26 protein-coding genes are annotated in these 22,146 nt (G+C 42.6%); 19 read left to right on the top strand and 7 right to left on the bottom strand.

Features of this window, described 5'->3' with window-relative positions; translation table 11 throughout:
• The first annotated feature begins 6 nt into the window (after window positions 1–6).
• The 3 genes from A7456_RS10380 to A7456_RS10370 all read left to right on the top strand — a co-directional run bounded on the left by A7456_RS10380 (window position 7) and on the right by A7456_RS10370 (window position 2,056).
• Window positions 7–261, top strand: coding sequence for a hypothetical protein (locus tag A7456_RS10380; protein ID WP_066886869.1), 255 nt, complete (start codon window positions 7–9; stop codon window positions 259–261).
• 163 nt (window positions 262–424) lie between these two features.
• Entirely contained in the window at window positions 425–799 is a 375-nt protein-coding gene (locus tag A7456_RS10375; protein ID WP_067010413.1) for a hypothetical protein, read from the top strand.
• 150 nt (window positions 800–949) lie between these two features.
• On the top strand, window positions 950–2,056 hold the full coding sequence (locus A7456_RS10370; protein ID WP_067010410.1) for an RNA-guided endonuclease InsQ/TnpB family protein: 1,107 nt from the start codon (window positions 950–952) through the stop codon (window positions 2,054–2,056).
• Window positions 2,057–2,069: 13 nt separating this feature from the next.
• Here the strand turns inward: A7456_RS10370 and glnK are convergent, their stop codons facing one another.
• Window positions 2,070–2,408 (bottom strand): P-II family nitrogen regulator, encoded by a 339-nt coding sequence (gene glnK / locus A7456_RS10365; RefSeq protein WP_066886873.1) that lies wholly within the window; start codon window positions 2,406–2,408, stop codon window positions 2,070–2,072.
• Between the two features lie 119 nt (window positions 2,409–2,527).
• Here glnK and murD point away from each other — a divergent pair, with 119 nt between their 5' ends.
• Window positions 2,528–3,922 carry a UDP-N-acetylmuramoyl-L-alanine--D-glutamate ligase gene (gene murD, locus A7456_RS10360; RefSeq protein WP_067010407.1) on the top strand — a complete coding sequence of 465 codons (1,395 nt, stop codon included), beginning with the start codon at window positions 2,528–2,530 and terminating at the stop codon, window positions 3,920–3,922.
• A gap of 132 nt (window positions 3,923–4,054) precedes the next feature.
• Window positions 4,055–5,230 (top strand): FtsW/RodA/SpoVE family cell cycle protein, encoded by a 1,176-nt coding sequence (locus A7456_RS10355; RefSeq protein ID WP_082995573.1) that lies wholly within the window; start codon window positions 4,055–4,057, stop codon window positions 5,228–5,230.
• A 1-nt stretch (window position 5,231) separates the two neighbouring features.
• On the opposite strand, the gene gluQRS is transcribed toward A7456_RS10355, so the two are convergent.
• The 6 genes from gluQRS to A7456_RS10325 all read right to left on the bottom strand — a co-directional run bounded on the left by gluQRS (window position 5,232) and on the right by A7456_RS10325 (window position 9,589).
• Window positions 5,232–6,158: a tRNA glutamyl-Q(34) synthetase GluQRS gene (gluQRS, locus tag A7456_RS10350; RefSeq protein WP_067010404.1), complete on the bottom strand. Its 927-nt coding sequence runs from the start codon at window positions 6,156–6,158 to the stop codon at window positions 5,232–5,234.
• 6 nt (window positions 6,159–6,164) lie between these two features.
• Window positions 6,165–6,581, bottom strand: coding sequence for an RNA polymerase-binding protein DksA (dksA, locus tag A7456_RS10345; RefSeq protein WP_066886883.1), 417 nt, complete (start codon window positions 6,579–6,581; stop codon window positions 6,165–6,167).
• Window positions 6,582–6,718: 137 nt separating this feature from the next.
• Window positions 6,719–7,549 (bottom strand): metallophosphoesterase, encoded by an 831-nt coding sequence (locus A7456_RS10340; RefSeq protein ID WP_067010401.1) that lies wholly within the window; start codon window positions 7,547–7,549, stop codon window positions 6,719–6,721.
• 18 nt (window positions 7,550–7,567) lie between these two features.
• Entirely contained in the window at window positions 7,568–8,368 is an 801-nt protein-coding gene (locus tag A7456_RS10335) for a metal ABC transporter permease (protein ID WP_066892468.1), read from the bottom strand.
• 2 nt (window positions 8,369–8,370) lie between these two features.
• Window positions 8,371–9,105, bottom strand: a complete 735-nt coding sequence (locus A7456_RS10330) for a metal ABC transporter ATP-binding protein (RefSeq protein WP_067010398.1) — start codon at window positions 9,103–9,105, stop codon at window positions 8,371–8,373.
• Window positions 9,092–9,589: a Fur family transcriptional regulator gene (locus A7456_RS10325; RefSeq protein WP_066886893.1), complete on the bottom strand. Its 498-nt coding sequence runs from the start codon at window positions 9,587–9,589 to the stop codon at window positions 9,092–9,094. Before A7456_RS10325 ends, A7456_RS10330 begins: the two co-directional genes overlap by 14 nt.
• Before the next feature lie 411 nt (window positions 9,590–10,000).
• Between A7456_RS10325 and A7456_RS10320 the strand changes: the two genes are divergently transcribed.
• The 14 genes from A7456_RS10320 (at window position 10,001) to A7456_RS11500 (ending at window position 22,104) form a co-directional block, all read left to right on the top strand.
• The gene (locus A7456_RS10320) at window positions 10,001–10,855 is read left to right on the top strand and encodes a metal ABC transporter substrate-binding protein (RefSeq protein WP_067010395.1); all 855 of its coding nucleotides are present in this window, start codon (window positions 10,001–10,003) and stop codon (window positions 10,853–10,855) included.
• 162 nt (window positions 10,856–11,017) lie between these two features.
• Entirely contained in the window at window positions 11,018–11,404 is a 387-nt protein-coding gene (locus A7456_RS10315; RefSeq protein ID WP_082995572.1) for an ATP synthase subunit I, read from the top strand.
• A gap of 387 nt (window positions 11,405–11,791) precedes the next feature.
• Entirely contained in the window at window positions 11,792–12,676 is an 885-nt protein-coding gene (gene atpB / locus A7456_RS10310; protein ID WP_067010392.1) for a F0F1 ATP synthase subunit A, read from the top strand.
• 45 nt (window positions 12,677–12,721) lie between these two features.
• Complete coding sequence (gene atpE, locus A7456_RS10305; protein WP_066886903.1) at window positions 12,722–12,967, top strand: F0F1 ATP synthase subunit C; 246 nt, start codon at window positions 12,722–12,724, stop codon at window positions 12,965–12,967.
• Between the two features lie 95 nt (window positions 12,968–13,062).
• Window positions 13,063–13,533, top strand: a complete 471-nt coding sequence (locus A7456_RS10300; RefSeq protein ID WP_066886906.1) for a F0F1 ATP synthase subunit B — start codon at window positions 13,063–13,065, stop codon at window positions 13,531–13,533.
• Window positions 13,534–13,545: 12 nt separating this feature from the next.
• Window positions 13,546–14,187, top strand: coding sequence for a F0F1 ATP synthase subunit delta (locus tag A7456_RS10295; protein WP_066892474.1), 642 nt, complete (start codon window positions 13,546–13,548; stop codon window positions 14,185–14,187).
• 33 nt (window positions 14,188–14,220) lie between these two features.
• Window positions 14,221–15,765: a F0F1 ATP synthase subunit alpha gene (atpA, locus tag A7456_RS10290; RefSeq protein ID WP_067010389.1), complete on the top strand. Its 1,545-nt coding sequence runs from the start codon at window positions 14,221–14,223 to the stop codon at window positions 15,763–15,765.
• 291 nt (window positions 15,766–16,056) lie between these two features.
• Window positions 16,057–16,929, top strand: a complete 873-nt coding sequence (gene atpG, locus A7456_RS10285; protein ID WP_066886914.1) for a F0F1 ATP synthase subunit gamma — start codon at window positions 16,057–16,059, stop codon at window positions 16,927–16,929.
• Between the two features lie 22 nt (window positions 16,930–16,951).
• Entirely contained in the window at window positions 16,952–17,347 is a 396-nt protein-coding gene (locus tag A7456_RS10280) for a hypothetical protein (RefSeq protein ID WP_066886917.1), read from the top strand.
• A gap of 29 nt (window positions 17,348–17,376) precedes the next feature.
• Entirely contained in the window at window positions 17,377–18,801 is a 1,425-nt protein-coding gene (atpD, locus tag A7456_RS10275) for a F0F1 ATP synthase subunit beta (protein ID WP_066886920.1), read from the top strand.
• Between the two features lie 40 nt (window positions 18,802–18,841).
• Window positions 18,842–19,258, top strand: a complete 417-nt coding sequence (locus A7456_RS10270; RefSeq protein WP_066886923.1) for a F0F1 ATP synthase subunit epsilon — start codon at window positions 18,842–18,844, stop codon at window positions 19,256–19,258.
• Between the two features lie 127 nt (window positions 19,259–19,385).
• The gene (locus tag A7456_RS10265) at window positions 19,386–20,108 is read left to right on the top strand and encodes a response regulator (protein WP_066886926.1); all 723 of its coding nucleotides are present in this window, start codon (window positions 19,386–19,388) and stop codon (window positions 20,106–20,108) included.
• A gap of 94 nt (window positions 20,109–20,202) precedes the next feature.
• Window positions 20,203–21,855: an ATP-binding protein gene (locus A7456_RS10260; protein ID WP_067010386.1), complete on the top strand. Its 1,653-nt coding sequence runs from the start codon at window positions 20,203–20,205 to the stop codon at window positions 21,853–21,855.
• A gap of 78 nt (window positions 21,856–21,933) precedes the next feature.
• Entirely contained in the window at window positions 21,934–22,104 is a 171-nt protein-coding gene (locus A7456_RS11500; RefSeq protein ID WP_156623375.1) for a hypothetical protein, read from the top strand.
• Window positions 22,105–22,146: the final 42 nt, after the last annotated feature.

Below are 22,146 nucleotides of genomic sequence, written 5' to 3'. Positions count from 1 at the left end.
GCGATGATGGATATCTTTGACAATGACAGCGAAGTGCTACAAATTGGGGCATTGACCATAGAAAATGGCATGGATGCTATCGTGATAAGTGGTGATGTAGAGATTAGCAAAACACAGGAGGGCAGAGTGCAAGCACAGGCGTTATTTGACTTTGCACAAGCACTTTGTGGGGCATTTGATGAGCCAGACAGTCAAGATTTGCCCGCCACAGCTGTTACAGAACCATCCAAAGTGATGATGATAAACAACCCTTTTGAGTAAATACAAATATTTTTACCATAAAATTACAAAAAAGCAAATGGCTTACAAAGTTAATGTTTGCAATTTAAAAAATCCCTGTTTATAATGGGTAAACATTTGTCAGTACGAATGTACAAGTACCAAATGGTTATCAGCTGTGATTACAAAATAATAGGAGTAAGCCATGAAATTGACCAAATTACTGACCATCGGTTTTAGTGTGGGTCTTAGTATGATGGCATCTGCCAGTGCATTGGCCGATGATGCCATCGTTGGTAACTGGAAAATGAGTGAAAAAGGCGAAGCCAAAGCCATTTTACAAATCAGCAAATCAGGTGATGGCTATCAAGCTGTGATGGTTCAAGGCTTGACTGAGAAAGCCAAAAAGCGTGAAGGCACGACCGTCATCAGACAAATCAAATCCCAAGGTGATGGCAAATATGCAGGCAAAGGCAAGCATCCAACTTTGCCCATCTCAGGCACTGCCAACATCACATTAAATGGTAATAACATCACCATCAAGAGCCGTGCTGGTACTCAAACGGGCGTCAGACAGTAAGCACAGATTGATGGTCAAGAACACAAAATCTCACTTTTGGTGAGATTTTTTATCCATCACCGCCGTAAACCTGCGACTTTGGGCGGTGGATATAAGGCGGTAAATCTAACTTTTTAATCTCTTGGCTTAATAAAATGGTACAATAAACCCATGAAAACACTCAAGCTGCGCATCAAAGATAAGCACGCCACACAGCTTAACCGCCTAAGCGGTTCGGTTAATTTCGTGTGGAATTATGTCAATGACTTGGGTTATAAATATTTACAGTGCACAGGTAAATTCTTATCTGCCTACGACCTAAACGAATATACCAAAGGTAGCGGTGAATTACTGGGCTTACATTCTCAAACCATTCAAGCCATCAATGAAACCCACACCAAAAGCCGAAAGCAGTTTAAAAAAGCCAAACTCAACTGGCGAACCAACAACCCAAATTCAAAACGTAAATCACTGGGCTGGATACCCTTTAAGAAATCAGCCATTAAACACCCAGCCACACGACAAAGCGGTAAAAAAGCACTGAAATCAACCTTGCAACTATCCCTAGCCAAAGGACAAAAACTAATCCTTGACCTATGGGACAGTTACAATCTTAGCCTATATCAAATCAACACTTGCGAGTTAGTACAAGGCAGCCGTAATCGATGGTATGCGTGTATCACTGTCAAGAACTATCCAAAACAAACTTGTGGCACAGGTTCGGTTGGCATTGGTTTGGGTTTAAAAGACAGTGCCACCACCTCAAACGGTAATAAACTACAAATCAAACAAACACTCAAATACGCCAAAGACTTAGCCATCGCCCAAAGAGCCAAAAACAAACAACGTGTCAAGGCAATCCATGCCAAAATCAAAAATACAAGGTTAGACTTAATCCATAAATTCACCACCCAATTAGTTAGGGATAATGCCTTAATTGTTGTTGGTGATGTTAAATCCAATCAATTTAACAGCAAAAAAGGCAAACTGGCTAAAAGCGTCTATGATGCTGGTTGGTTTGAATTAAAGCGACAACTGGAATACAAATGCAAGCATGCAGGTTGCCGTTTAGAAATCGTAAATGAACGATACACTACCCAAACTTGCTCATGTTGCCGTCAAATTGACAGCAACAGTCCGAAAGGTAGAGCAGGTTTGCGAATCAGAGAATGGGCTTGTGCTGAGTGTGGCACATGGCATGATAGAGACATCAATGCCGCTAAGAACATTCTTGCGGTCGGGCTTGACCGTCTTGCAGAAGAAATCCCCGAACGATAGGGAGGGGAGGAAGTCAAAGGGCATGCTCATCCGTCTCACCTGTACGAATGCGAATGACTTGTTCAAGCGGGGCAACAAAAATCTTACCATCGCCAATCTTACCCGTCCCTGCGGTGTCAATAATAGCACCGATGATACCATCAACCACATCATCAGCACAGGCGATTTCTAGTTTAATCTTTGGTAAAAAATCCACTACGTATTCTGCCCCACGATACATCTCGGTATGTCCTTTTTGGCGACCAAAACCCTTGACCTCGGTGATGGTAATGCCGTTTACACCAATCTCGGACAAGGCTTCACGGACATCATCCAGTTTAAAGGGTTTGATAATGGCGGTAACAAGTTTCATAAAAATCCTTATTGGCAAATGGCTTTTATCATTATATGACAATTTTGACGAAAATCCAACAACACCCATGCCAATTCTGATAAAATGATGGCATTTGCAATTTAAAAAAGGGCATTCTTATGGCAAGTTATACGGTCATCGGTCTGGGCAACTCTGGATTGTCTGCGGTTCATTTTTTGGTCAATCAAGGGCATACAGTTGCTGTAACAGACGCCAATTTTCCATCACTGGCGAGCAAACTGCCAAATGGCGTGGCAACTTATTTTGGTGGCATTGATGCCAATGTGCTAATTGCTTCGGATAAAGTTGTTATTAGCCCTGGGGTTGACCCTGCCACGCCTGCCATCTCTTGGGTCATAGAACAGGGCGTGAGTGTGGTCAGTGATGTACAACTGTTTATTGAGAGTTTAAAGGAGCGAGATGCTAAAAATGGCACGCACACGCCCATCATTGCCATCACAGGTTCAAACGCCAAATCCACAGTAACCACGCTTGTTGGACTGATGGCACAACAATCAGCAAAAACGGTAGGGGTAGGCGGTAATATCGGTACTCCTGCTCTTGATTTGTTAAAAATTGATGGCATGGACATGGTGGTACTTGAATTGTCAAGTTTTCAGCTTGAAATGATGGATGGGCTTGGAGCGGACGTGGCGACCATTTTGAATTTATCTGCCGATCATTTGGACCGTCATGGCGATATGACAGGATATCTTGCCCAAAAATTACGCATTTTTGATAATGCCAAAAATGCACTGGTGTGGTTAGATGATAAAGAACTTGCCCGTGCCTGTATCGCTCATTTGCCCAAACACGCCCAAATGATAAGCACGTCAGGGGAGATTGGTGAAGGCTTTTCGGCGGATTTTTGTCTAAAAGGCGAGCGTGATGACAATAGTGAGAATGGCGAAACTATTTGGCTATGTCATAATGGCGAAAAGCTCATCTCATCTGATGAAATCTTGATTAAAGGCAAGCATAATCTATTGAACGCCTTATCCGCCTTAGCCTTGGGCAGTGCGGTGGGGCTTGATATGAGTGCCATGCTTGATGTATTACGCACGTTTGGGGGCTTGCCACACCGCTGTGAATATGTGGCGGACGTGAATGGTAAGGTGTATTTTAACGACTCAAAAGGCACCAACATCGGAGCGACACTCTCCGCCATTGATGGGCTTGGGGCGGTGTATGGTAAAAATTCATTGGCTTTGATTTTGGGCGGTCAAGGCAAGGGGCAGGATTTTGCCGAGCTTATCCCTTTTGCCGAGCAGTTTGCCCATAGTATTTATCTTATCGGACAAGACGCCGATTTGATACAAAAAACGTTGGCAAACAGTCCTATTTTGGCAAGCAAAATGACACAAGCAGGCACACTTGAAAAGGCGGTAAATCTTGCCAGTCAAAGCTCTGCCAAAGTCGTACTACTGTCGCCTGCATGTGCAAGCCTTGACCAATTTAAAAGCTATAATGAGCGTGGCGAGCGGTTTGTGACATGTGTCACAGCGTTGGCATGACTGGGTAGTATTTGGTGGTATGATTCATCGGTTATGCCTTTCTAATTTCCCCAAATTTTTGCTAAATAATCAAGCATTTAGCAGGGATTTGGTTTATAATACGCCCTTAAATTTTTCAAATATCGCCCTGTCATGAGCTTTTTTAACATTCCTACAACGATAGCCACATCGCCCTATGTGCCGTCTGCTCGGACGGTGTTGATGACGAGTTTATTTTTATTGCTGTCTATGAGTCTGTTGATGATAGCATCAGCATCGGTGCCATTTGCGATGACCAAAGGCTTATCACCCATGACCTTTTTTTATTCGCAAGCGACTTATATCATCATCAGTTTGGTGGCAGGTATGATTGTCTATCGCTTGCCACTAAAATGGTATTTTGAATTTGGGCTGTTGGCATTGGCGTGGGGCGTGTTGTTGGGGCTGTTGATATTGACTTTGGCGATAGGAACGGTTACCAATGGCTCACAGCGTTGGCTAAATTTTGGGGTGTTTAATTTTCAGACGTCTGAATTTGTCAAGTTGTTGATGGTGCTGGTCATCGCTGATTATGTGGTCAGACGCTCAGCAGAGGTGCGAGGCAGTCTTATGGCAGGATGGCGACTGACAGTGTGGTATTTGCCTATGATTGGTCTGATTTTGTGGCAACCTGATTATGGTTCGGTAGCGGTGATTATTGCCACAGCGAGTGTCATCTTATTTGTCAGTGGCGTGCCATTACCGCATTATGCAGCACTGGTATTGGCAGTATTTTTGCCTGCTTTGATTTATGGGTTGCTGTCATCGGATTATCGTAAAGAGCGAATCATGTCATTTTTAAATCCCTTTGATGATGTGCAGGATACCGATTATCAATTGTCTCGCAGTCTGATAGCTTTTGGGCGTGGCGAATTTAATGGGGTAGGTTATGGCAACAGCGTACAAAAGTTGTCGCATCTGCCTGAGGCTCATACTGACTTTATTTTGGCCATCACAGGCGAAGAGTTGGGTTTTTTGGGTGTGGCATTCGTGTTGTTGCTTGAAGTGTTGATTGTGGCGATGATTATGAAAATTAGCCATACCACTCTAAAACGCCGTCAGTTACGTCTTAGCTATATGGTGTTTGGTTTTGGCGTGGTGATTTTTGGACAGGTATTGATTAATGCAGGCATGAACATGGGGCTTATGCCACCCAAAGGCTTAACCTTACCATTTTATAGTTTTGGCGGTTCATCCATGTTGATGGTGTTTATCATGATTGCCATGATTTTAAAGGCAGACAAAGAAAGCGAACGTATTTATTTGGAAAATAAAAACAGAGAGTACTGATCTAAACAACCCCAAGCGTTGCCCCTTGTAATGGCTTATTATGCCAATGATGGATTGCCCACATGAGTATCGTGTTGGGCGACTCTTTTTGTAAGTCTTTTGGAGGGTTTTGCCTAAGCAATGTTAAGGCGGTAAAGAGCAAATCACTGACCTTATCAGGTGTGGTGGTGTCTATGGGTGTGGCAAGATTTTGCTTAGAGAGTTTTTGCCCATCATCATTGACAAGCAGTGGCAGATGATAAAAGTAATCAGGTGTGGGCAGTTGGCATGCCTTAGCGATAAAAAGCTGGGCAACTGTCATGGGCATGATGTCAAGTCCACGCATGAGATGCGTTATGCCTTGCAAGCTGTCATCAATGGTGCAGGCGAGTATGTAATTTATCATGCCATTTTGGCGTTTTATGATAACATCTCCCAGACTTTTGGCAGGATTGTCCCATATCACCCCTTGTATGCCATCAAAAAAGGTCGTCAGTACGTTGGGCAGACATAGGCGGATTTTGTTATCCGTTAGGTTTTTATGCAGGCACAGACGAGGGTAGATGGGAGCAAGGTTTAAATCTTTGATATTAACATCATAAAAGCCAATGGCAGGTATGGATAGGGTGGATAAGTCCTTGCGAGAGCAGGTGCAATGATAAGTTAGACTTGATAAGCTGTTAAGATATTCATCATAAATCTTTATCCGTTTGGATTGGAATACTGTCTCACCATCTGCGTGCAGTCCCAAATTTTTCAAATCGTTCAAGATGGATGCGGCATACTCAGGCTTACACCGTTCAAAATCCACATCTTCAATGCGTACAAGCCAACGACCACCCAATGACTTAATGTGGCAGTAACTTGCCAAAGCACTACACACAGACCCCAAATGTAAAGCCCCCGTTGGAGATGGGGCAAAGCGACCAATGATGGGGCGTTGATTCATGGGTGATTAGTGTCCGTGATTTTGTTTTTCTTTCATCTCGGACATGGTCTTGCAGTCAATGCACTGCGTGGCAGTGGGGCGAGCTTCTAAGCGTTTTAAGCCAATCTCGGTGCCACAGGTTTCACAAAAACCATAGTCGCCCATCTCAATCTCAGCCAATGATTTATCAATCTTGCGTACCAATTTACGTTCACGGTCACGGGTGCGTAAAGCCAGTGCAAATTCTTCTTCTTGGGTGGCACGGTCATTAATGTCCGCCATCGCTCCTGTTTCTTCATTAATGTAGTCTTTGGTGCGTTCGGCTTCGTTGAGCAGTTCGGTTTTCCAGTTTTTCAAAATCGTACGAAAATGCTCCATTTGAGCATCCGACATGTATTCTTCATCTTTGGCAGGGGTGTAGGGGGTAAAAGTGGCGTTTGCCATGCGTATGTCCTTGTATGGTGGTTGATTTAACCAAGCATGAAAATTAACACTCAAAAAGTTGCACCCTAAATGGAGATGTATTTGACTTTTTCAAGTAATTTTACAAAAAACTAAGCAATAAATTTTGTTTTAGGTGTTTAAGGTTCATCATTCAATCTTTTAACCCATGTATTTGGCTTATGATTGTCATGTAGTTGTAATAAACGAAAACCACTTGCTGTCTTATCAATATCAAAATCATCTTGATGTGGGCTAAATTGCACAGATGTGGCAGGGCAGGTGTAGAGTGTTGCATTGTCATGTTGCAACAGATGGGCTTGATGAACGTGTCCACAGACGACATGAAGATGATGGATGGTATCACTGGCATAAGTGGCTTGATTGATAAAATTAAGGGTTGCCCAAAACTCATCACTGTTTTGTAACATGTGCTTATCTATCCATGCTGAGCCAACAGGAATGGGGTGATGGTGTAGGGCGATAAGGGTGGGTAGGTTGTATGCAAGATGGGTTTTTAAAAAGGCAAGTTTATCATCATCAAGTCGCCCGTGGATTTGTCCGTTTATGGCAGAATTGACCGCCAAAATTTGCCAGGTGGTGTGAGGCAATTCTATGATAAGGCGATGGGCATCAATAAGTCTATCATCTTTGGTGATGGGTAAAAATTGACGCTCATCAAAAGGCAGGTCATGCCCCAACTCATGCGTTAGGTCATGGTTGCCAGCAAGGCACAAATAGGCAATGCGTGTTTTATCCAGTGTATCAAATAGCCAATTGTATAAATTTGCCTTACCGTCATTGACCAAATCACCTGTCAGTAACAGCAAATTGGGCTCATAAGTCAAAGCAATATCTAATACCTTTAAGAATTTATCAGCATTGGCAGGGATGTGTGTGGATAAATGCAAATCGCTAAGTTGGGCGATGATAAAATCAGATGAGACACGTAGGTGAGTGGGGTGGGTCATTTTATTACAATCCCAATGCTAGGTACGTTCTAATACTCGTCCCACGCCAAATACCACAAAAAATCCAATCGCCAATGTCATGACGATGGCAAGCCCTGTTTGCACATCAAGCCACACACTGCCCCACACGCCAGTGGTTACAGCGATTTGGGCGATTATCATGGCAAAGATGACCATCTGTCTGGGTGAGCAGGCGAGTAGACGAGCGATGAGAGCAGGTAAGATGAGCAGTCCTGTGATGAGCAGGCTTCCAACGGCTTGAATGGCAACCGCACAAAATCCTGATAATAATCCCATAAAAAATACTTGTTCTCTATTAGGATTAATGCCTGCAATGGATGCCAGAGCTTCTGATGTGGCAAGTTTAACCTGTTTTTGCCAAATCCATGCCAAAAAAACAAGACCCACCCCAACCATGACTGCCAAATGTGGCAAATCACCCCAATCCATGTCAAGCAGACTGCCAAATAAAAAGCCTAATACGTTGGCTTGTTGTTGGGTGAGCTGGGTGAGCGTTAAAAGTCCCAAGCATAACAAAGATACGGCAAGCACTGACAGCGTGGCATCATTTGGCAGTCGTTTGTCTTGTAAGAACATGAGTGTGATGACCACAAAGACACTGACCACACCCACGCCAATGTCAGCAGGAACAGACAGCCACGCCCCAACTGCCACCCCAAGCAGTGCCCCATGAGCGAGTGTATCGGCAAAAAATGCCATACGCCGCCACAGCACCAAACAACCAAGCGGAGCAGAAAGTAGGGCAAGTAGTGAGCCTGCAAGCCACGCAGGTGCGATAATTGGTAGCCAATCGTTCATGATTAGTGAGTATGCCAACAGTGGTTATGATGATGAATGTAGGGGGTTTGGTGAGTGCTGTGGTATTGCCCAAATAAAGCGACAAATTCAGGCAAATGGGCGATGTCAGATGGTACGCCCTGACAGCAGATGTGTTTATTTAGGCAGACCACACGCCGAGTGCCTTTCATGACCCAATGTAAATCGTGCGATACAACCAACATGGCACACGCCAAAAAAGGAGGCATGCTGTCTATAAAGTCATAAAGCATCTCTTCGCTGTCAGGGTCTAATCCTTGCATGGGTTCGTCTAGGATGAGCAAGTCAGGCTTATCAAGCAGTGCCCTTGCCATGAGTACACGCTGGGTCTCGCCCCCTGATAGGTGGTGCATTTGGCGGTTTAGTAGGGGGGTAAGCGATAGTTTTTGTAGGATGAAATCACGCTCATCGCCTGCTAAGCGTTTACTGTTGGCCTGGGCGAGCAAATCCTTGACACGCAAGGGCAAAATCGTTGGTACGCTAAACTTTTGGGGGACGTAGCTTATCACGATTTTTTGCTTAATGATGTTGCCTGATGTGGGTTTGTTTAAACCTAAAATGAGCTTGACGAGTGTGGATTTGCCTGCCCCATTTGGACCGATGAGACTGACCATTTCGCCTTTGGATAAGCTTAGGGATATGTTCGTTAGAATCTTATGTTGACCAACATGAAAACTGACCTCATCTAGGCGAAATAACTCGTTATTATTGGCAGGCACGGCACACGCCTTTTAGTTCAATGACGGTGCGTTCTATGTTAAATCCTGCATCATCTTTGGCAAAATTAACAATGGCATCCACAGGCATGTTAGAGCATTCCTCAACACTTTGACATGTTTGGCAAATCAAAAAAGCAGCAGCGTGCCAAGAACGTGGATGGCAACATGGCACATAGGCATTGATGGAACTGAGTTGATGAATCAATCCCTCACCAAGCAAAAATTCTAGCGAGCGATAGATGGTTGGTGGTGCGATGTTTTTGTTTTTTGCATCCGATGAGCGACGAGCGGACTGTAAGGCACTGATGAGGTCGTATGCTCCAATTGGCTTTTCTGCTTTTAAAATCAGCTCATACACTTGTTCACGTAAAGGTGTAAAACGCACACCACGAGCTTGGCAGTGAGCTTTGGCATCTAGCATACGTTGTTTGGGGTTGTGATGTTCGTGGACATTGTGGTGGTGATCACAGTGGCAAGCGGTCATGATGTGCTCTTTTTTGGTTTTTGTTATTTGTCAAGTTTGGTATCAAACATTTAAGGCATACGTCATTTTATCATAAACCAAGCTATTTTAATAACATATCATCAAAAATAAAGAGTGCTTAGTATGGGTGATTTTTTGAACAATGCCGATGATTTATCAATTTAGATACATTATAACAAAAATCCATGATTTGTGATATAATATTGCAAAATTTTGCCCATTTGCCATGAAAATATCCATCCAAAAATAGAGTAATGGTCTTTTTACAGACATGGGTAAAAACCATTGGGTCATCATCATTTTTGTAAATATGTTTTAGAAGCAGGCATGCCCTAAATTTTCATCAAATGTATAAATATCTAACTATCAAAGATGTTCATTTGTCCAGTTAATTTATTTAAAAGGTTGTTCATGAGATTTTTTAAATTTTCCCTTGTCAAATTTAGTCTGCCTGCCCAGGTTATCTTATGGTCTGCCACTTGTCATGCAGGTACGGTAACGGTGAGTAATTATCCGCTGCTGCTACTGTCTAATGCTGTAACACAAGGAGCAGAACCTGCCCAAATGCTACTGTCGGCGGGCGATGTTGGTCATCATGGCAGTTTATCACCCAGCAAAGCTAAGCTTGTGGGCGACAGCGATTATGTGGTGTGGTTCGGTCGTGAGCTTGAACAAAATTTGGTCAAGACCTTAGATACCGCCCCCAACGCCATCTCCTTATTTAGGATGAATGCGTTTTATCGGCTGCCCATAAGACAGCTTGATGGTACGCCACGAGCAGATACCTTTGACCCACACATTTGGCTTGACCCAGAGAACGCCAAAGCCATCGTACGGGCATTGGCGGTGGTGCATTCGCATGCAAATCCTAAGCATAAGGCGTTATATGCCAATAATGCCAAAGCGTTTCACGAAGCCATGGATAAAGCGGTGGCACAGGTACAAAAACAGCGACAGCGGACATACTGGGCATATCATGATTCGTTTGCCTATTTAGAACGTTCGGCAAATCTAAAATTTGCAGGGGCATTGACCCCCGATCACCACTTATCACCCAAGGCAAGTCAATTTCGCCTGTTAAATAATGACCGTCCGTCGCCTTATATGTGCCTATTATCACAAGGAGCTGTCTCAGATGGCATCAAAAATAAACTCGGTCATGTCAGCACACTCATCAAACAAGAAGACATGTCAGATGGCACAGATTTTGTGAGGGTGTGGCAAACGACTGTCAATGACATTTATGCCTGCATTGACCAAAAGTAGGATTTTATTGCTAAGACGGTGTAGAGCATGATATTTATCATAAAAATCAATGATAACATTACTTTTTACTGATGAAAAAATCATGATAAAATCTTGTAAGTTTTCTAAAAAATTTTTATAATACAAAATCTTACGGTTTTTCCCTTTATTTTTGAGAATATTATGAGTCAGCCCGCCCAGCGTCATCAGCAAGCCCGTGTGTATCGCTTGCAATTTCGCCAAGTATGGGCGTTGTTGATACTTATTGGCACAGGTTTTGCTCTTGAAAAGTTGGGAGCGACTCACGCTACTAAAAGCATGGCACTGGGTGGGCTGCTTAGCTACATTGCACAGTGTGTGTTTACGCTGATGGCTTACCGCACAACAGGAGCAAGAGCAGGGCGTGTTATCATGCTTAACATGTATGTAGGACAGATGATAAAATGGGTCATGGTCTTGATTGGCTTTGCTCTGATTTTTATCTTTGTCAAACCCATACAGGCGTTTTTGGTGATTTTGGGTTATTTTATCCTGCAAGTTGTGCATGTGGTGGTGATGTGGCGTATTTAGACTGCCAATCACTTCTTAAAGATGATTAAATTCTTTGAGTTTACATTCATTTTTTCAAAAATTGAAAATATTCTGTAAGAGAAATCACATTTACCCTTTACAAGAACTACCAAAATAGGGTATTATAGTTCGGATTGCTTACAAACATCTTAATAAATTTTTCATAAGTTTACAAGCATCTTATTTTCAGTGATTGATATAAAATGATTGAAAATAATGTGCTTTCAATGATTTAAAATCTTTGATTAACATTTATAGAATCATCCAAATCAGTGATTTTATTGTGTTGTTTTAGAGCGTGTTGAGAATCAACACCTTGCAAATTGATGGATTGTGTGATGTATTTTCACACGTTCTGATTAACCAAGTTAAAAATAAGAGCGTATTATGGCAGCGGATTCTTCAGAATATATTGCTCACCATTTGACCAACTGGACGTATGGTTATCATCCAAAAGATGGCTGGAAAATGGCACATACTGCCGCAGAAGCCGCAGAGATGGGCTTTAAAGCCATTCATTTGGATTCCATGCTTTGGTCAGTTGGTTTGGGTGCTTTGTTTTGCTGGCTTTTTTGGCTGGTAGGACGCAAGGCAACATCAGGCATTCCTACAAAACTGCAAGCCTTTATTGAACTGATTGTGGATTTTGTGGATAACAGTGTCCGTGAATCTTATAAAGGCCCATCAAAACTGATCGCACCTTTGTCATTGACAATTTTTGTGTGGATTTTTTTGATGAACCTGATGGATTTAATTCCTGTTGATTTCATCCCCGGCACTGCACAGTGGATTGGCAGTCTGATGGGTCATGATCCGCACCATGTTTATTTTAAGATTGTACCAAGTACCGACCCGAACATTACTCTTGGTATGGCATTTTGTGTGCTGCTACTCATTATTGGCTTTGGTCTAAAATATAAAGGCGTGAGTGGATTTGTCGGTGAGTTTACCTTGCATCCATTTAGTTCAAAAAATCCAATTTTACAAGCCGTCTTAATCCCGATTAATTTGGTACTTGAAATTGTTACCTTGCTTGCAAAACCAATCTCATTGGGTTTGCGACTGTTTGGTAATATGTATGCTGGGGAACTTATCTTTATTTTGATTGCACTGATGTATATGTCTGAGAGTTTGTTTGTTAAAGGTTTGGGCGTACCGCTACATTTGGCTTGGGCAATCTTTCATATTCTAGTTATCACTTTACAGGCGTTCGTATTTATGATGTTGACGATTGTGTATCTGTCGTTAATCTCAGCAGAATCCGAACATTAATTTGAATCTTTTTATAACCCTTAATGTTAAGTCTAAGGAGACATCATGGATCCATTAATTGCTCAGTACACGCTTCTTGCTGTGGCTCTTCTAATCGGTGCAGGCGCTTTGGCAACTGGTATTGGCTTTGCCATCTTAGGCGGTAAGTTCTTAGAAAGTACTGCTCGTCAGCCTGAGCTTGGCTCACAACTTCAAACCAAAATGTTCATCGTGGCAGGTCTTCTTGATGCTGTACCGATGATTGGTGTTGGTATTGCCATGCTTTTACTATTCGCCAACCCATTCGCATAAGTTAAAGCGGTCAGTTTGGGTCATTCTTGTCGGTAATTTACTTACCGACAGCGATTGGTCATCACCTGACTTTCACTAACAAATGAGGTGATTGGATGAATATTAATGCCACCATTATCGGTCAGATGATTGCGTTTGCGTTTTTTGTATGGTTTACCATGAAATTCGTATGGCCGCCATTCATCGGAGCGATTAACGAGCGTCAACGTAAAATTGAAGAAGGCTTAAATGCTGCTGAAAAAGCAAAAGCTGACCTTGCATCTGCTGAATCACAAGTTCAAGAAGAATTTGCAAGTGCCAAAGCTCAGGCTGCTTCTATTATTGAGCGTGCCAACAAAACCGCCAATCAAATGATTGAAGATGCCAAAGTAACAGCTCGTCTTGAAAGCGAGCGTATTATTGGTGCAGCCCAGCAAACGGTTGACCAGCAAATTGCACAAAGCCGCGAACAGTTGCGTTCACAAGTTGCAACGCTTGCAGTACTTGGTGCTGAAAAAATTCTAGAAGAAAAAGTTGATGAACAAAAACATGCCAGCATGCTAGCACAACTGGCAACCAAGCTGTAATCAGAGGATACCATGGCTGAATTATCTACCTTAGCAAGACCTTACGCAAAGGCTGCGTTTGACCATGCTAAAGAGCAAAATGCGATTAACGAATGGGAAGACTTCTTGTTGATGGCATCAGATATTGTGCGTGATGACGCATTTATTGGTTTGCTACACAATCCAGCTATTGTCGCCAGTCAAAAAACGTCGGTACTGATGGATGTCTATACCAGCCAAAGACCGAATAATTCAACACTTGCCCAAACGTTGCAAACAGCGGCATCGCAGGGTGTGGATGTGAGTGCAGCAGCACAAGTATTGGCAGGAAGCAAACATCTGACAGCAAATAAAGCGTTATCAAACTTTATCAGTCAGCTGTCTGATAATAACAGACTGTCTTTACTTCCTGAGATTTATGCTCATTACAGCAAGCTAAAATCACAAGAGCTAAAACAGATTGATGCTTACATAACATCAGCCTATCCACTAACTGAACCCCAACGCAAATCCCTACAAGAATCTTTGGCGATCTCAACAGGTTCTATTGTGATTTTACATGAATCTGTTGACCCAAGTTTATTAGGTGGTGCTACAATCAAAGTGGGCGATAAGTTTACTGATGGCTCGGTGCGTGGCAAGTTAAAACAATTAAAGACTCAGCTAACAGCATAAACTGTGGCTGTCTAAATTATAGGAAATAAGGCAATGCAACAATTGAATCCAGCTGAAATCAGCAATCTGATTAAGCAACGTATTCAAGACCTTGACGTAAGCACAACTGCTAAAACCGAAGGTGTTATCGTTAGTGTCTCTGATGGTATTGTAAAAATTCATGGTCTAGAAGAAGCCATGTATGGTGAGATGATTGAGTTTGAGGGTAATGTCTATGGTATGGCACTAAACTTAGAACAAGACTCAGTCGGTGCGGTTGTTTTGGGCGACTATTTACCCCTACAAGAAGGACAAAAAGCATACTGCACAGGTCGTATCCTAGAAGTGCCCGTAGGCCCTGAACTGCTTGGTCGTGTGGTTGATGCTTTGGGTAATCCTATTGATGGTAAAGGCCCTGTTAATGCCAAGCTGACCGATAAAGTTGAAAAAATCGCCCCTGGTGTTATCGCTCGTCAATCGGTTGATGAGCCTGTCATGACAGGTTATAAAGCAGTTGACACCATGATTCCAATCGGACGTGGTCAGCGTGAGCTCATCATTGGCGACCGCCAAACAGGTAAGACCGCCATGGCAATCGACGCCATCATCGCCCAAAAAGACTCTGGCATCAAATGTGTGTATGTCGCCATCGGTCAAAAACGCTCAACCATCGCTAACGTGGTGCGTAAATTAGAAGAATCAGGTGCATTGGCTTATACCACAGTTGTGGTTGCATCAGCATCAGAGCCTGCGGCACTACAATACATCGCCCCATATTCTGGCTGTACCATGGGTGAGTATTTCCGTGATCGTGGTGAAGATGCCTTGATTGTTTATGATGACCTATCAAAACAAGCTGTCGCTTATCGTCAGATTTCCTTGCTATTACGCCGTCCACCAGGGCGTGAAGCATACCCTGGCGATGTATTTTATCTACACTCACGCCTGTTAGAGCGTGCGTCTCGTGTCAATGCTGACTATGTAGAAGCGTTTACGGGTGGCGAAGTTAAAGGTAAAACTGGTTCATTGACTGCCCTGCCCATCATTGAGACCCAAGCTGGGGATGTATCAGCGTTCGTACCTACTAATGTGATCTCAATTACCGATGGTCAGATTTTCTTAGAGTCTAATTTATTTAACTCAGGTATTCGCCCTGCGGTAAATGCTGGTATCTCAGTATCTCGTGTGGGTGGTGCAGCTCAGACCAAAATCATCAAAAAGCTCTCGGGCGGTATCCGTACAGCACTTGCTCAGTATCGTGAACTTGCTGCGTTTGCCCAGTTTGCCTCTGATTTGGATGATGCAACTAAACAACAGTTGGAGCATGGTGAGCGTGTTACTGAACTGATGAAGCAAAAGCAATATGCTCCTATGTCAATCGCTGACCAAGCGGCGGTCATATTTGCTTCTAATGAAGGCTATTTGACAGATGTGCCAGTAGATAAAATTGGTGCTTTTGAAACTGCTTATTTACGATACATGAATGATGAGCATGCACAATTTATGCAAGAGATTAATGACACTGCCAATTATAATGATGAAATAGCCAATAAGTTTAAAGCAAGTTTAGATGCCTTTAAACAAAGTCACAGCTATTAATCTTATGCCATCAATCAGCTTAAAAAAACGAGTTTAAGGTATTGGGCCATCTCAATGCCTTAATTATCAGAGTAATCATCATCAGGATGCTGGTTATTAGCATGATAGAGATAATATAGAGTAAACAATTTTAAATTATCATCTGATGTTAGCTGATGTGATACTAAGCTAAAACAAACCATAAGGCTTAATGTAGCAGATGATTTTGTTTGACTGTGTAAAAAGTAATAGAAGTGATAAATCATACGGTTAACTTTTTTACATCACCCATTTATTTGTTTTGGAATATCTATGGCAAGTTTAAAAGAAATACGTGCTAAAGTAGTGAGCATTAAAAGCACACAAAAAATCACTCGTGCCATGCAAATGGTTGCTGCCAGTAAGATGCGTCGTGCCCAAGAACGCATGGACATGGGTCGCCCTTATGCTAAAAATATGCATCGTGTGATTTCACATCTTGTACAGGCACAGTCCGATTATAAGCATCCGTATATGATAAGTCGCCCTGTGAACCGTGTGGGTTTTATTGTGGTTACCTCTGATCGTGGTTTGGCAGGTGGTTTAAATATCAACTTATTTAAAAGTTTATTAAAATCGGTCAAAACTTACCAAGAGCAGTCTGTTGAGGTTGAATTTGCAGCCATTGGTTCAAAAGGTGTCAGCTTTTTTAAAAACTTTGGGGGCAATGTTACATCAGTGGTTACTGATTACGGCGATGGCCCAAGCTATGAACATATCAGCAGTCCTGTGCAGACCATGCTTGATGATTATCAAAATGGTAAACTAGATAGAATTTATTTGGTATATAATCGGTTCATTAATGCCATGACTCAAAAACCATCAATCACACAGCTTGTACCCTTACCTGAGGGCACTTTGTCTGATGATGAGAGCATCAGTCATGGTTGGGATTACATTTATGAGCCTGATACAAAGACTTTGATTGACAGTCTGATGGTACGCTATATTGAATCATTGGTTTATCAATCTGTTCTTGAAAACATTGCATCAGAGCAATCTGCTCGTATGGTGGCGATGAAGGCAGCAACAGATAATGCTGGTAACTTAATTAAAGAATTACAATTGGTTTATAATAAGCTCAGACAGGCAGCGATTACACGAGAAATCTCAGAAATCGTTGGTGGTGCTGCTGCTGTTTCATAAGAATGGTACTAAGGAGTTTAATGTGTTAAATAATCATATCCGCTTTGCTGCTACTGCTTTGTTGGCTGCATTTTTGGTAACAGGTTGTGTGTCTGCTGGTAATGTTGCAATGAAAGAGCAAAACCAACAAACCATTGAGCAGACCATCATTAAGGGCAAGACCAATAAGCAAGAGATTTCTAGTAGATTTGGTTCTGCTGATGGCGTCTCTTTTACTGACAGTGGTAATGAAATTTGGACATACCGCCACACTCGCTCCAAACCGATGGCAAGAAATTTTATCCCTTATAATTTCTTTTCTTTGGGTGAAAATATACAGACCAAAGAACTTGTCATTTTATTTGACAGCAAAGGCATAGTTTCAAATTATACTTTTAGAGAAACCGCCAACCAATCCAAAGCCGGTTTGGCAGAATAAAAAACAAGATAAGCAAGCAGGAGAACGCAATGAGCGGTCGTATTGTACAGATTATTGGTGCGGTAATTGATGTTGAGTTTAGCCGTGGCGATGTCCCCCAAATCTTTGATGCGCTTCATGTTGATGGTACCCAAACCACTCTTGAAGTCCAACAACAGTTAGGTGATGGTGTGGTACGTACCATTGCCATGGGTTCAACCGAGGGTCTAAAACGTGGTTTGCCTGTTTTAAATACAGGTGCACCCATTTCTGTGCCTGTGGGTACAGCAACACTGGGTCGCATTATGGATGTCCTAGGTCGCCCAATCGATGAAGCAGGCCCGGTAAATGCTGAACAAAAATGGTCCATTCATCGTGAAGCACCAAGTTATGATGAACAGTCAAATAGTACAGAACTGTTAGAAACAGGCATTAAAGTGATTGATTTGCTTTGTCCATTTGCCAAAGGTGGTAAAGTCGGTCTGTTCGGTGGTGCTGGTGTTGGTAAGACCGTTAACATGATGGAGCTTATCAATAATATCGCCCTAAAACACTCAGGTCTGTCGGTTTTTGCTGGTGTGGGTGAGCGTACTCGTGAGGGTAATGACTTCTACCATGAAATGCAAGAAGCAGGCGTTGTTAATACCGAAGATTTTACTCAGTCAAAAGTTGCCATGGTTTATGGTCAGATGAATGAGCCACCAGGAAACCGTCTGCGTGTTGCCTTAACTGGTTTGACCATGGCAGAGTATTTCCGTGATGAAAAAGACGAAGCAACGGGCAAAGGTCGTGATGTTCTGCTGTTCGTTGATAATATTTATCGTTACACATTGGCAGGTACTGAGGTATCAGCACTTTTAGGTCGTATGCCATCTGCGGTAGGTTATCAACCGACTTTGGCCGAAGAGATGGGCTTGTTACAAGAGCGTATCACCTCCACCCAATCAGGCTCAATTACATCTGTGCAGGCGGTTTATGTGCCAGCAGATGACTTGACTGACCCATCACCTGCAACGACATTTGCACACTTAGATGCAACGGTTGTACTAAGCCGTGATATTGCATCACAAGGCATTTACCCTGCGGTTGACCCACTAGACTCAACATCTCGTCAGTTAGACCCACAGGTTATTGGTGAGGAGCATTACAGCGTAGCGCGTGGCGTGCAAGAGGTGCTACAACGCTACAAAGAGCTAAAAGACATCATCGCCATCTTGGGTATGGATGAATTGTCAGAAGAGGATAAACTGGTGGTTTATCGTGCTCGTAAAATCCAGCGTTTCTTGTCTCAGCCATTCCATGTGGCAGAAGTGTTCACAGGGGCACCTGGTAAATATGTGGCACTTCGTGATACCATCGCTGGCTTTAAAGCGATCATCAGTGGTGAATATGACCATTTACCAGAACAAGCCTTTTATATGGTCGGTGGTATTGATGAAGTGCTTGCAAAAGCTGATAAACTAAACGCTGCTTAATCACTGATAAAAAGATGATATAAATAAGATAGGAGTCATCATGGCAACATTTACATGCCGAGTGGTCAGTGCCAGAGAAGATCTTTACTCAGGCGATATTAGCGTGCTTGTGGCTTCGGGTATTGATGGTGAACTTGGTATTTTGGCAGGCCACACACCAATCATCACCTTACTAAAACCTGGTCCTTTGTACTTAAAGTCAGCCGATGGCACAGATGAGGTGATTTATGTGCAAGGTGGCGTGTTGGAGGTTCAACCTAAGGTTGTGACCGTGCTTGCTGATGCAGCAGAGCGTGCAAGTAATCTTGATGAAGCAAAAATCGCCGAAGCTCGTCGCAATGCTGAACAAGCTTTGGCAAACCAAAGTGCCAACATTGACACAACCGCTGCCCTAACCGCATTGGCAGAATCATTGGCACAGTTACAAACCATTCAAAAATACAAAAATCGTGCTTAATGACCGATTAAAAATCGTGCTTATTATCACAAAATTTGATAAAATAAGTATGTCTATTAAGCAAGTTCACTTGATTGATGACATTGTTTGATGCTGATGTGTCTTTTGATGTATTCAAGGATAATATATGACAACGACAACCCCAGAAAAAGAAGACATTCCCCGAATTCTGATTGTTGAAGATGACGAACGCCTTGCCATGCTAACGCAGGATTATCTTAGACGTAATGGTTTGGATGTGGCGATTGAAACTGATGGCACTCGTGCGATTCGTCGCATTATCAGTGAGCAGCCTGATTTAGTGGTACTCGATGTCATGTTGCCAGGCAGTGATGGCTTGACGGTGTGCCGTGAAGTACGTCCACATTATACTCATCCCATTTTGATGTTAACAGCACGCACCGAAGACATGGATCAGGTGTTGGGTCTTGAAATGGGGGCAGATGATTATGTGGCAAAACCTGCCCAACCACGAGTATTGTTGGCTCGCATTCGTGCTTTGTTACGCCGCTCTGATACTGTACCAACAGATGATACACCACAACGTTTAGAATTTGGTGATTTGGTTATTGATAACGGCGGTCGTTCGGTAACACTCAACGACGAACTGATAGACTTTACCAGTGCTGAATATGATTTGTTGTGGTTACTGGCATCAAATGCAGGCCGCATTTTATCTCGTGAAGATATTTTTGAAAGACTTCGTGGTATTGAATATGATGGTCAAGACCGTTCCATTGATGTGCGTATTTCTCGCATTCGCCCCAAAATTGGCGATGACCCAGAAAACCCAAAACGCATCAAAACCGTACGCAGTAAAGGTTATTTGTTTGTTAAAGAAGGCAATTAATTGTATCTTGCCATTAACTAAATAACAAGCCATGCTACAATAAGGCCAGCCATACCGCTGGCTTTTTGTTTTTACTCATGACAAATCAAATAATATGACAATCTTATCCATTACCGAACGCAGTATCTTTTTTCGTATTTATGCAGGTCTTTTACTTGTTTGCTTTTTGGTTGCTTTTTTTGGGTATTTTCTCATGCAAGCGATTAATCAGCAACGTCTGCAATCTTACCGAGAATCTATTGCCACGGTTGCTTTTTATTTGGGAACAGCATCTTATGATAGACGTTCTATGGCAGAAAAAGAACCTTGGCTTTTGGCGGTCGGTCGTGAATTTGGTTCAGAATTTTATATCGTGCCTATGGATGGTCTTGAACTCAAAGGGCGTGAGTTAAAAAGACTAAAAGAGGGTAAGTCGGTAGTTCGTTATGATGAAATTTCACGCCATTCAATAGTGTATCACGCCATTGACAATAATGGCAGTGTGCTATCTGCTGAACTTGACCGTGTTAATGAACGGCAAATCCGTGCTGTCATGGGTTTTTTGTTGGATGAGTTGCGGTATTATCCATCGTTGGCGGATAAGCAAGCACATCTTGCTTACCTAAGTCAAAAATTTGGCTATTCTATGACGTTATCGTCTTTACCAACTTTGAGTTTGGATAGAGAACAATTTGAGCGACTAAGTGCAGGTAAGCCTGTACTTAATTTTGACAATGAAAATCAAAGACCACACTTGTCGGTCATGATGGCATCAGCCATTCCCAATGAAGTGTTGGTGGTAACCATCCCTTTATTTAATTTCTTTTCATTGGATGTTATCATCAGCATCATTCTCATCTGCTTGCTGCTGGTAAGCTTTGGTGTATACGCTTTGATTTTTCCGTTGGAGCGACGTTTGCAACTGCTACAAATGGGGGTAAATAAGGTTTCAGAAGGGAAGCTAGATACCATGGTGCAGGTGGCAGGATATGATGACATTGCCCGCTTATCATCAACTTTTAACACCATGACCCGTCATATTAAAAGACTCATTGAGTCCCAACGTGAGCTAACCCGTGCTGTCTCGCATGAGTTAAGAACGCCTGTGGCACGCATTCGTTTTGCAGTGGACATGCTTGCTGATGATGATGATTACGATTCTCGTCAAATGCAAAAACAGTATATTGATGAAGACATTGCCTCTTTAAATGAGCTTATTGATGAAATTTTAACCTATGCCAAACTAGAAGAGGGTTCACCAAAGATGGATTGGGAAATGGTGTGCCTAAAAGAGTTGCTAGAACAAATTGAGCGTGAGACCAATGCCTTGGGCAAACCCATTACCATACAAATCAAACCGCCTCATCAAAAAGTGGTGGCGATGGCGGATAGGCGTTATTTGCATCGTGTGGTACAAAATCTGGCAGGCAATGCCTTACGTTATGCTAAAAGCACGATCATCATCAGTGCAGGCGTTAAAAAAGGCATGGCATTTGTTACAGTTGAGGATGATGGGCATGGCATTGCCGAAGCTGACCGTGAAAAGGTATTCATTGCTTTTGCTCGCCTTGATGACAGTCGCACTCGTGCATCAGGTGGTTATGGGCTTGGGTTGTCTATTGTTTCACGCATCGCATTCTGGTTTGGTGGTAACATGAGTGTGGATGAAAGTCCAGATTTGCAGGGAGCCAGGTTTACCATGCAGTGGCCAGTCAAGCAAATTGGCATAGGTCATCGTGGCACAAAAACCAATAAAGGCAACACTTAGATAAAAATGATTGGATTTTTATTACAGCTTAGCAAAGTTATGTTAAAATAAATCATACATAATTGTTAGGATATGAATATGCCTTATCTTTTTGGATTGTTGGTACTTGCCAACGCAGCTCTTTTGGGTTATTTCTTGTTAATGCCCAACAATGATAAAAATGTTGAGCGAGCCAAAGCCAGTCTTGTTGCTCCTGTTGGCTTTGTTGATACAACCAATCAATTACCCCCTGAGATTGGAGCGAAGTGATGGTGCTGGGTGTTGTCATTATGAGTATCTTATTTGTGATTA

It is taken from the genome of Moraxella nonliquefaciens, from assembly GCF_001679005.1.
Lineage (GTDB): Bacteria > Pseudomonadota > Gammaproteobacteria > Pseudomonadales > Moraxellaceae > Moraxella > Moraxella nonliquefaciens.
This window is presented reverse-complemented; position numbering and strand designations above follow the sequence as displayed.

Bases quoted from the DNA above. Each gene is read 5' to 3' on its own strand.
- A7456_RS10380 (WP_066886869.1), top strand. From the start codon at position 7: ATGGATATCTTTGACAATGACAGCGAAGTGCTACAAATTGGGGCATTG.
- A7456_RS10375 (WP_067010413.1), top strand. From the start codon at position 425: ATGAAATTGACCAAATTACTGACCATCGGTTTTAGTGTGGGTCTTAGT.
- A7456_RS10370 (WP_067010410.1), top strand. From the start codon at position 950: ATGAAAACACTCAAGCTGCGCATCAAAGATAAGCACGCCACACAGCTT.
- glnK (WP_066886873.1), bottom strand. From the start codon at position 2,408: ATGAAACTTGTTACCGCCATTATCAAACCCTTTAAACTGGATGATGTC.
- murD (WP_067010407.1), top strand. From the start codon at position 2,528: ATGGCAAGTTATACGGTCATCGGTCTGGGCAACTCTGGATTGTCTGCG.
- A7456_RS10355 (WP_082995573.1), top strand. From the start codon at position 4,055: ATGAGCTTTTTTAACATTCCTACAACGATAGCCACATCGCCCTATGTG.
- gluQRS (WP_067010404.1), bottom strand. From the start codon at position 6,158: ATGAATCAACGCCCCATCATTGGTCGCTTTGCCCCATCTCCAACGGGG.
- dksA (WP_066886883.1), bottom strand. From the start codon at position 6,581: ATGGCAAACGCCACTTTTACCCCCTACACCCCTGCCAAAGATGAAGAA.
- A7456_RS10340 (WP_067010401.1), bottom strand. From the start codon at position 7,549: ATGACCCACCCCACTCACCTACGTGTCTCATCTGATTTTATCATCGCC.
- A7456_RS10335 (WP_066892468.1), bottom strand. From the start codon at position 8,368: ATGAACGATTGGCTACCAATTATCGCACCTGCGTGGCTTGCAGGCTCA.
- A7456_RS10325 (WP_066886893.1), bottom strand. From the start codon at position 9,589: ATGACCGCTTGCCACTGTGATCACCACCACAATGTCCACGAACATCAC.
- A7456_RS10320 (WP_067010395.1), top strand. From the start codon at position 10,001: ATGAGATTTTTTAAATTTTCCCTTGTCAAATTTAGTCTGCCTGCCCAG.
- A7456_RS10315 (WP_082995572.1), top strand. From the start codon at position 11,018: ATGAGTCAGCCCGCCCAGCGTCATCAGCAAGCCCGTGTGTATCGCTTG.
- atpB (WP_067010392.1), top strand. From the start codon at position 11,792: ATGGCAGCGGATTCTTCAGAATATATTGCTCACCATTTGACCAACTGG.
- atpE (WP_066886903.1), top strand. From the start codon at position 12,722: ATGGATCCATTAATTGCTCAGTACACGCTTCTTGCTGTGGCTCTTCTA.
- A7456_RS10300 (WP_066886906.1), top strand. From the start codon at position 13,063: ATGAATATTAATGCCACCATTATCGGTCAGATGATTGCGTTTGCGTTT.
- A7456_RS10295 (WP_066892474.1), top strand. From the start codon at position 13,546: ATGGCTGAATTATCTACCTTAGCAAGACCTTACGCAAAGGCTGCGTTT.
- atpA (WP_067010389.1), top strand. From the start codon at position 14,221: ATGCAACAATTGAATCCAGCTGAAATCAGCAATCTGATTAAGCAACGT.
- atpG (WP_066886914.1), top strand. From the start codon at position 16,057: ATGGCAAGTTTAAAAGAAATACGTGCTAAAGTAGTGAGCATTAAAAGC.
- atpD (WP_066886920.1), top strand. From the start codon at position 17,377: ATGAGCGGTCGTATTGTACAGATTATTGGTGCGGTAATTGATGTTGAG.
- A7456_RS10270 (WP_066886923.1), top strand. From the start codon at position 18,842: ATGGCAACATTTACATGCCGAGTGGTCAGTGCCAGAGAAGATCTTTAC.
- A7456_RS10265 (WP_066886926.1), top strand. From the start codon at position 19,386: ATGACAACGACAACCCCAGAAAAAGAAGACATTCCCCGAATTCTGATT.
- A7456_RS10260 (WP_067010386.1), top strand. From the start codon at position 20,203: ATGACAATCTTATCCATTACCGAACGCAGTATCTTTTTTCGTATTTAT.
- A7456_RS11500 (WP_156623375.1), top strand. From the start codon at position 21,934: ATGCCTTATCTTTTTGGATTGTTGGTACTTGCCAACGCAGCTCTTTTG.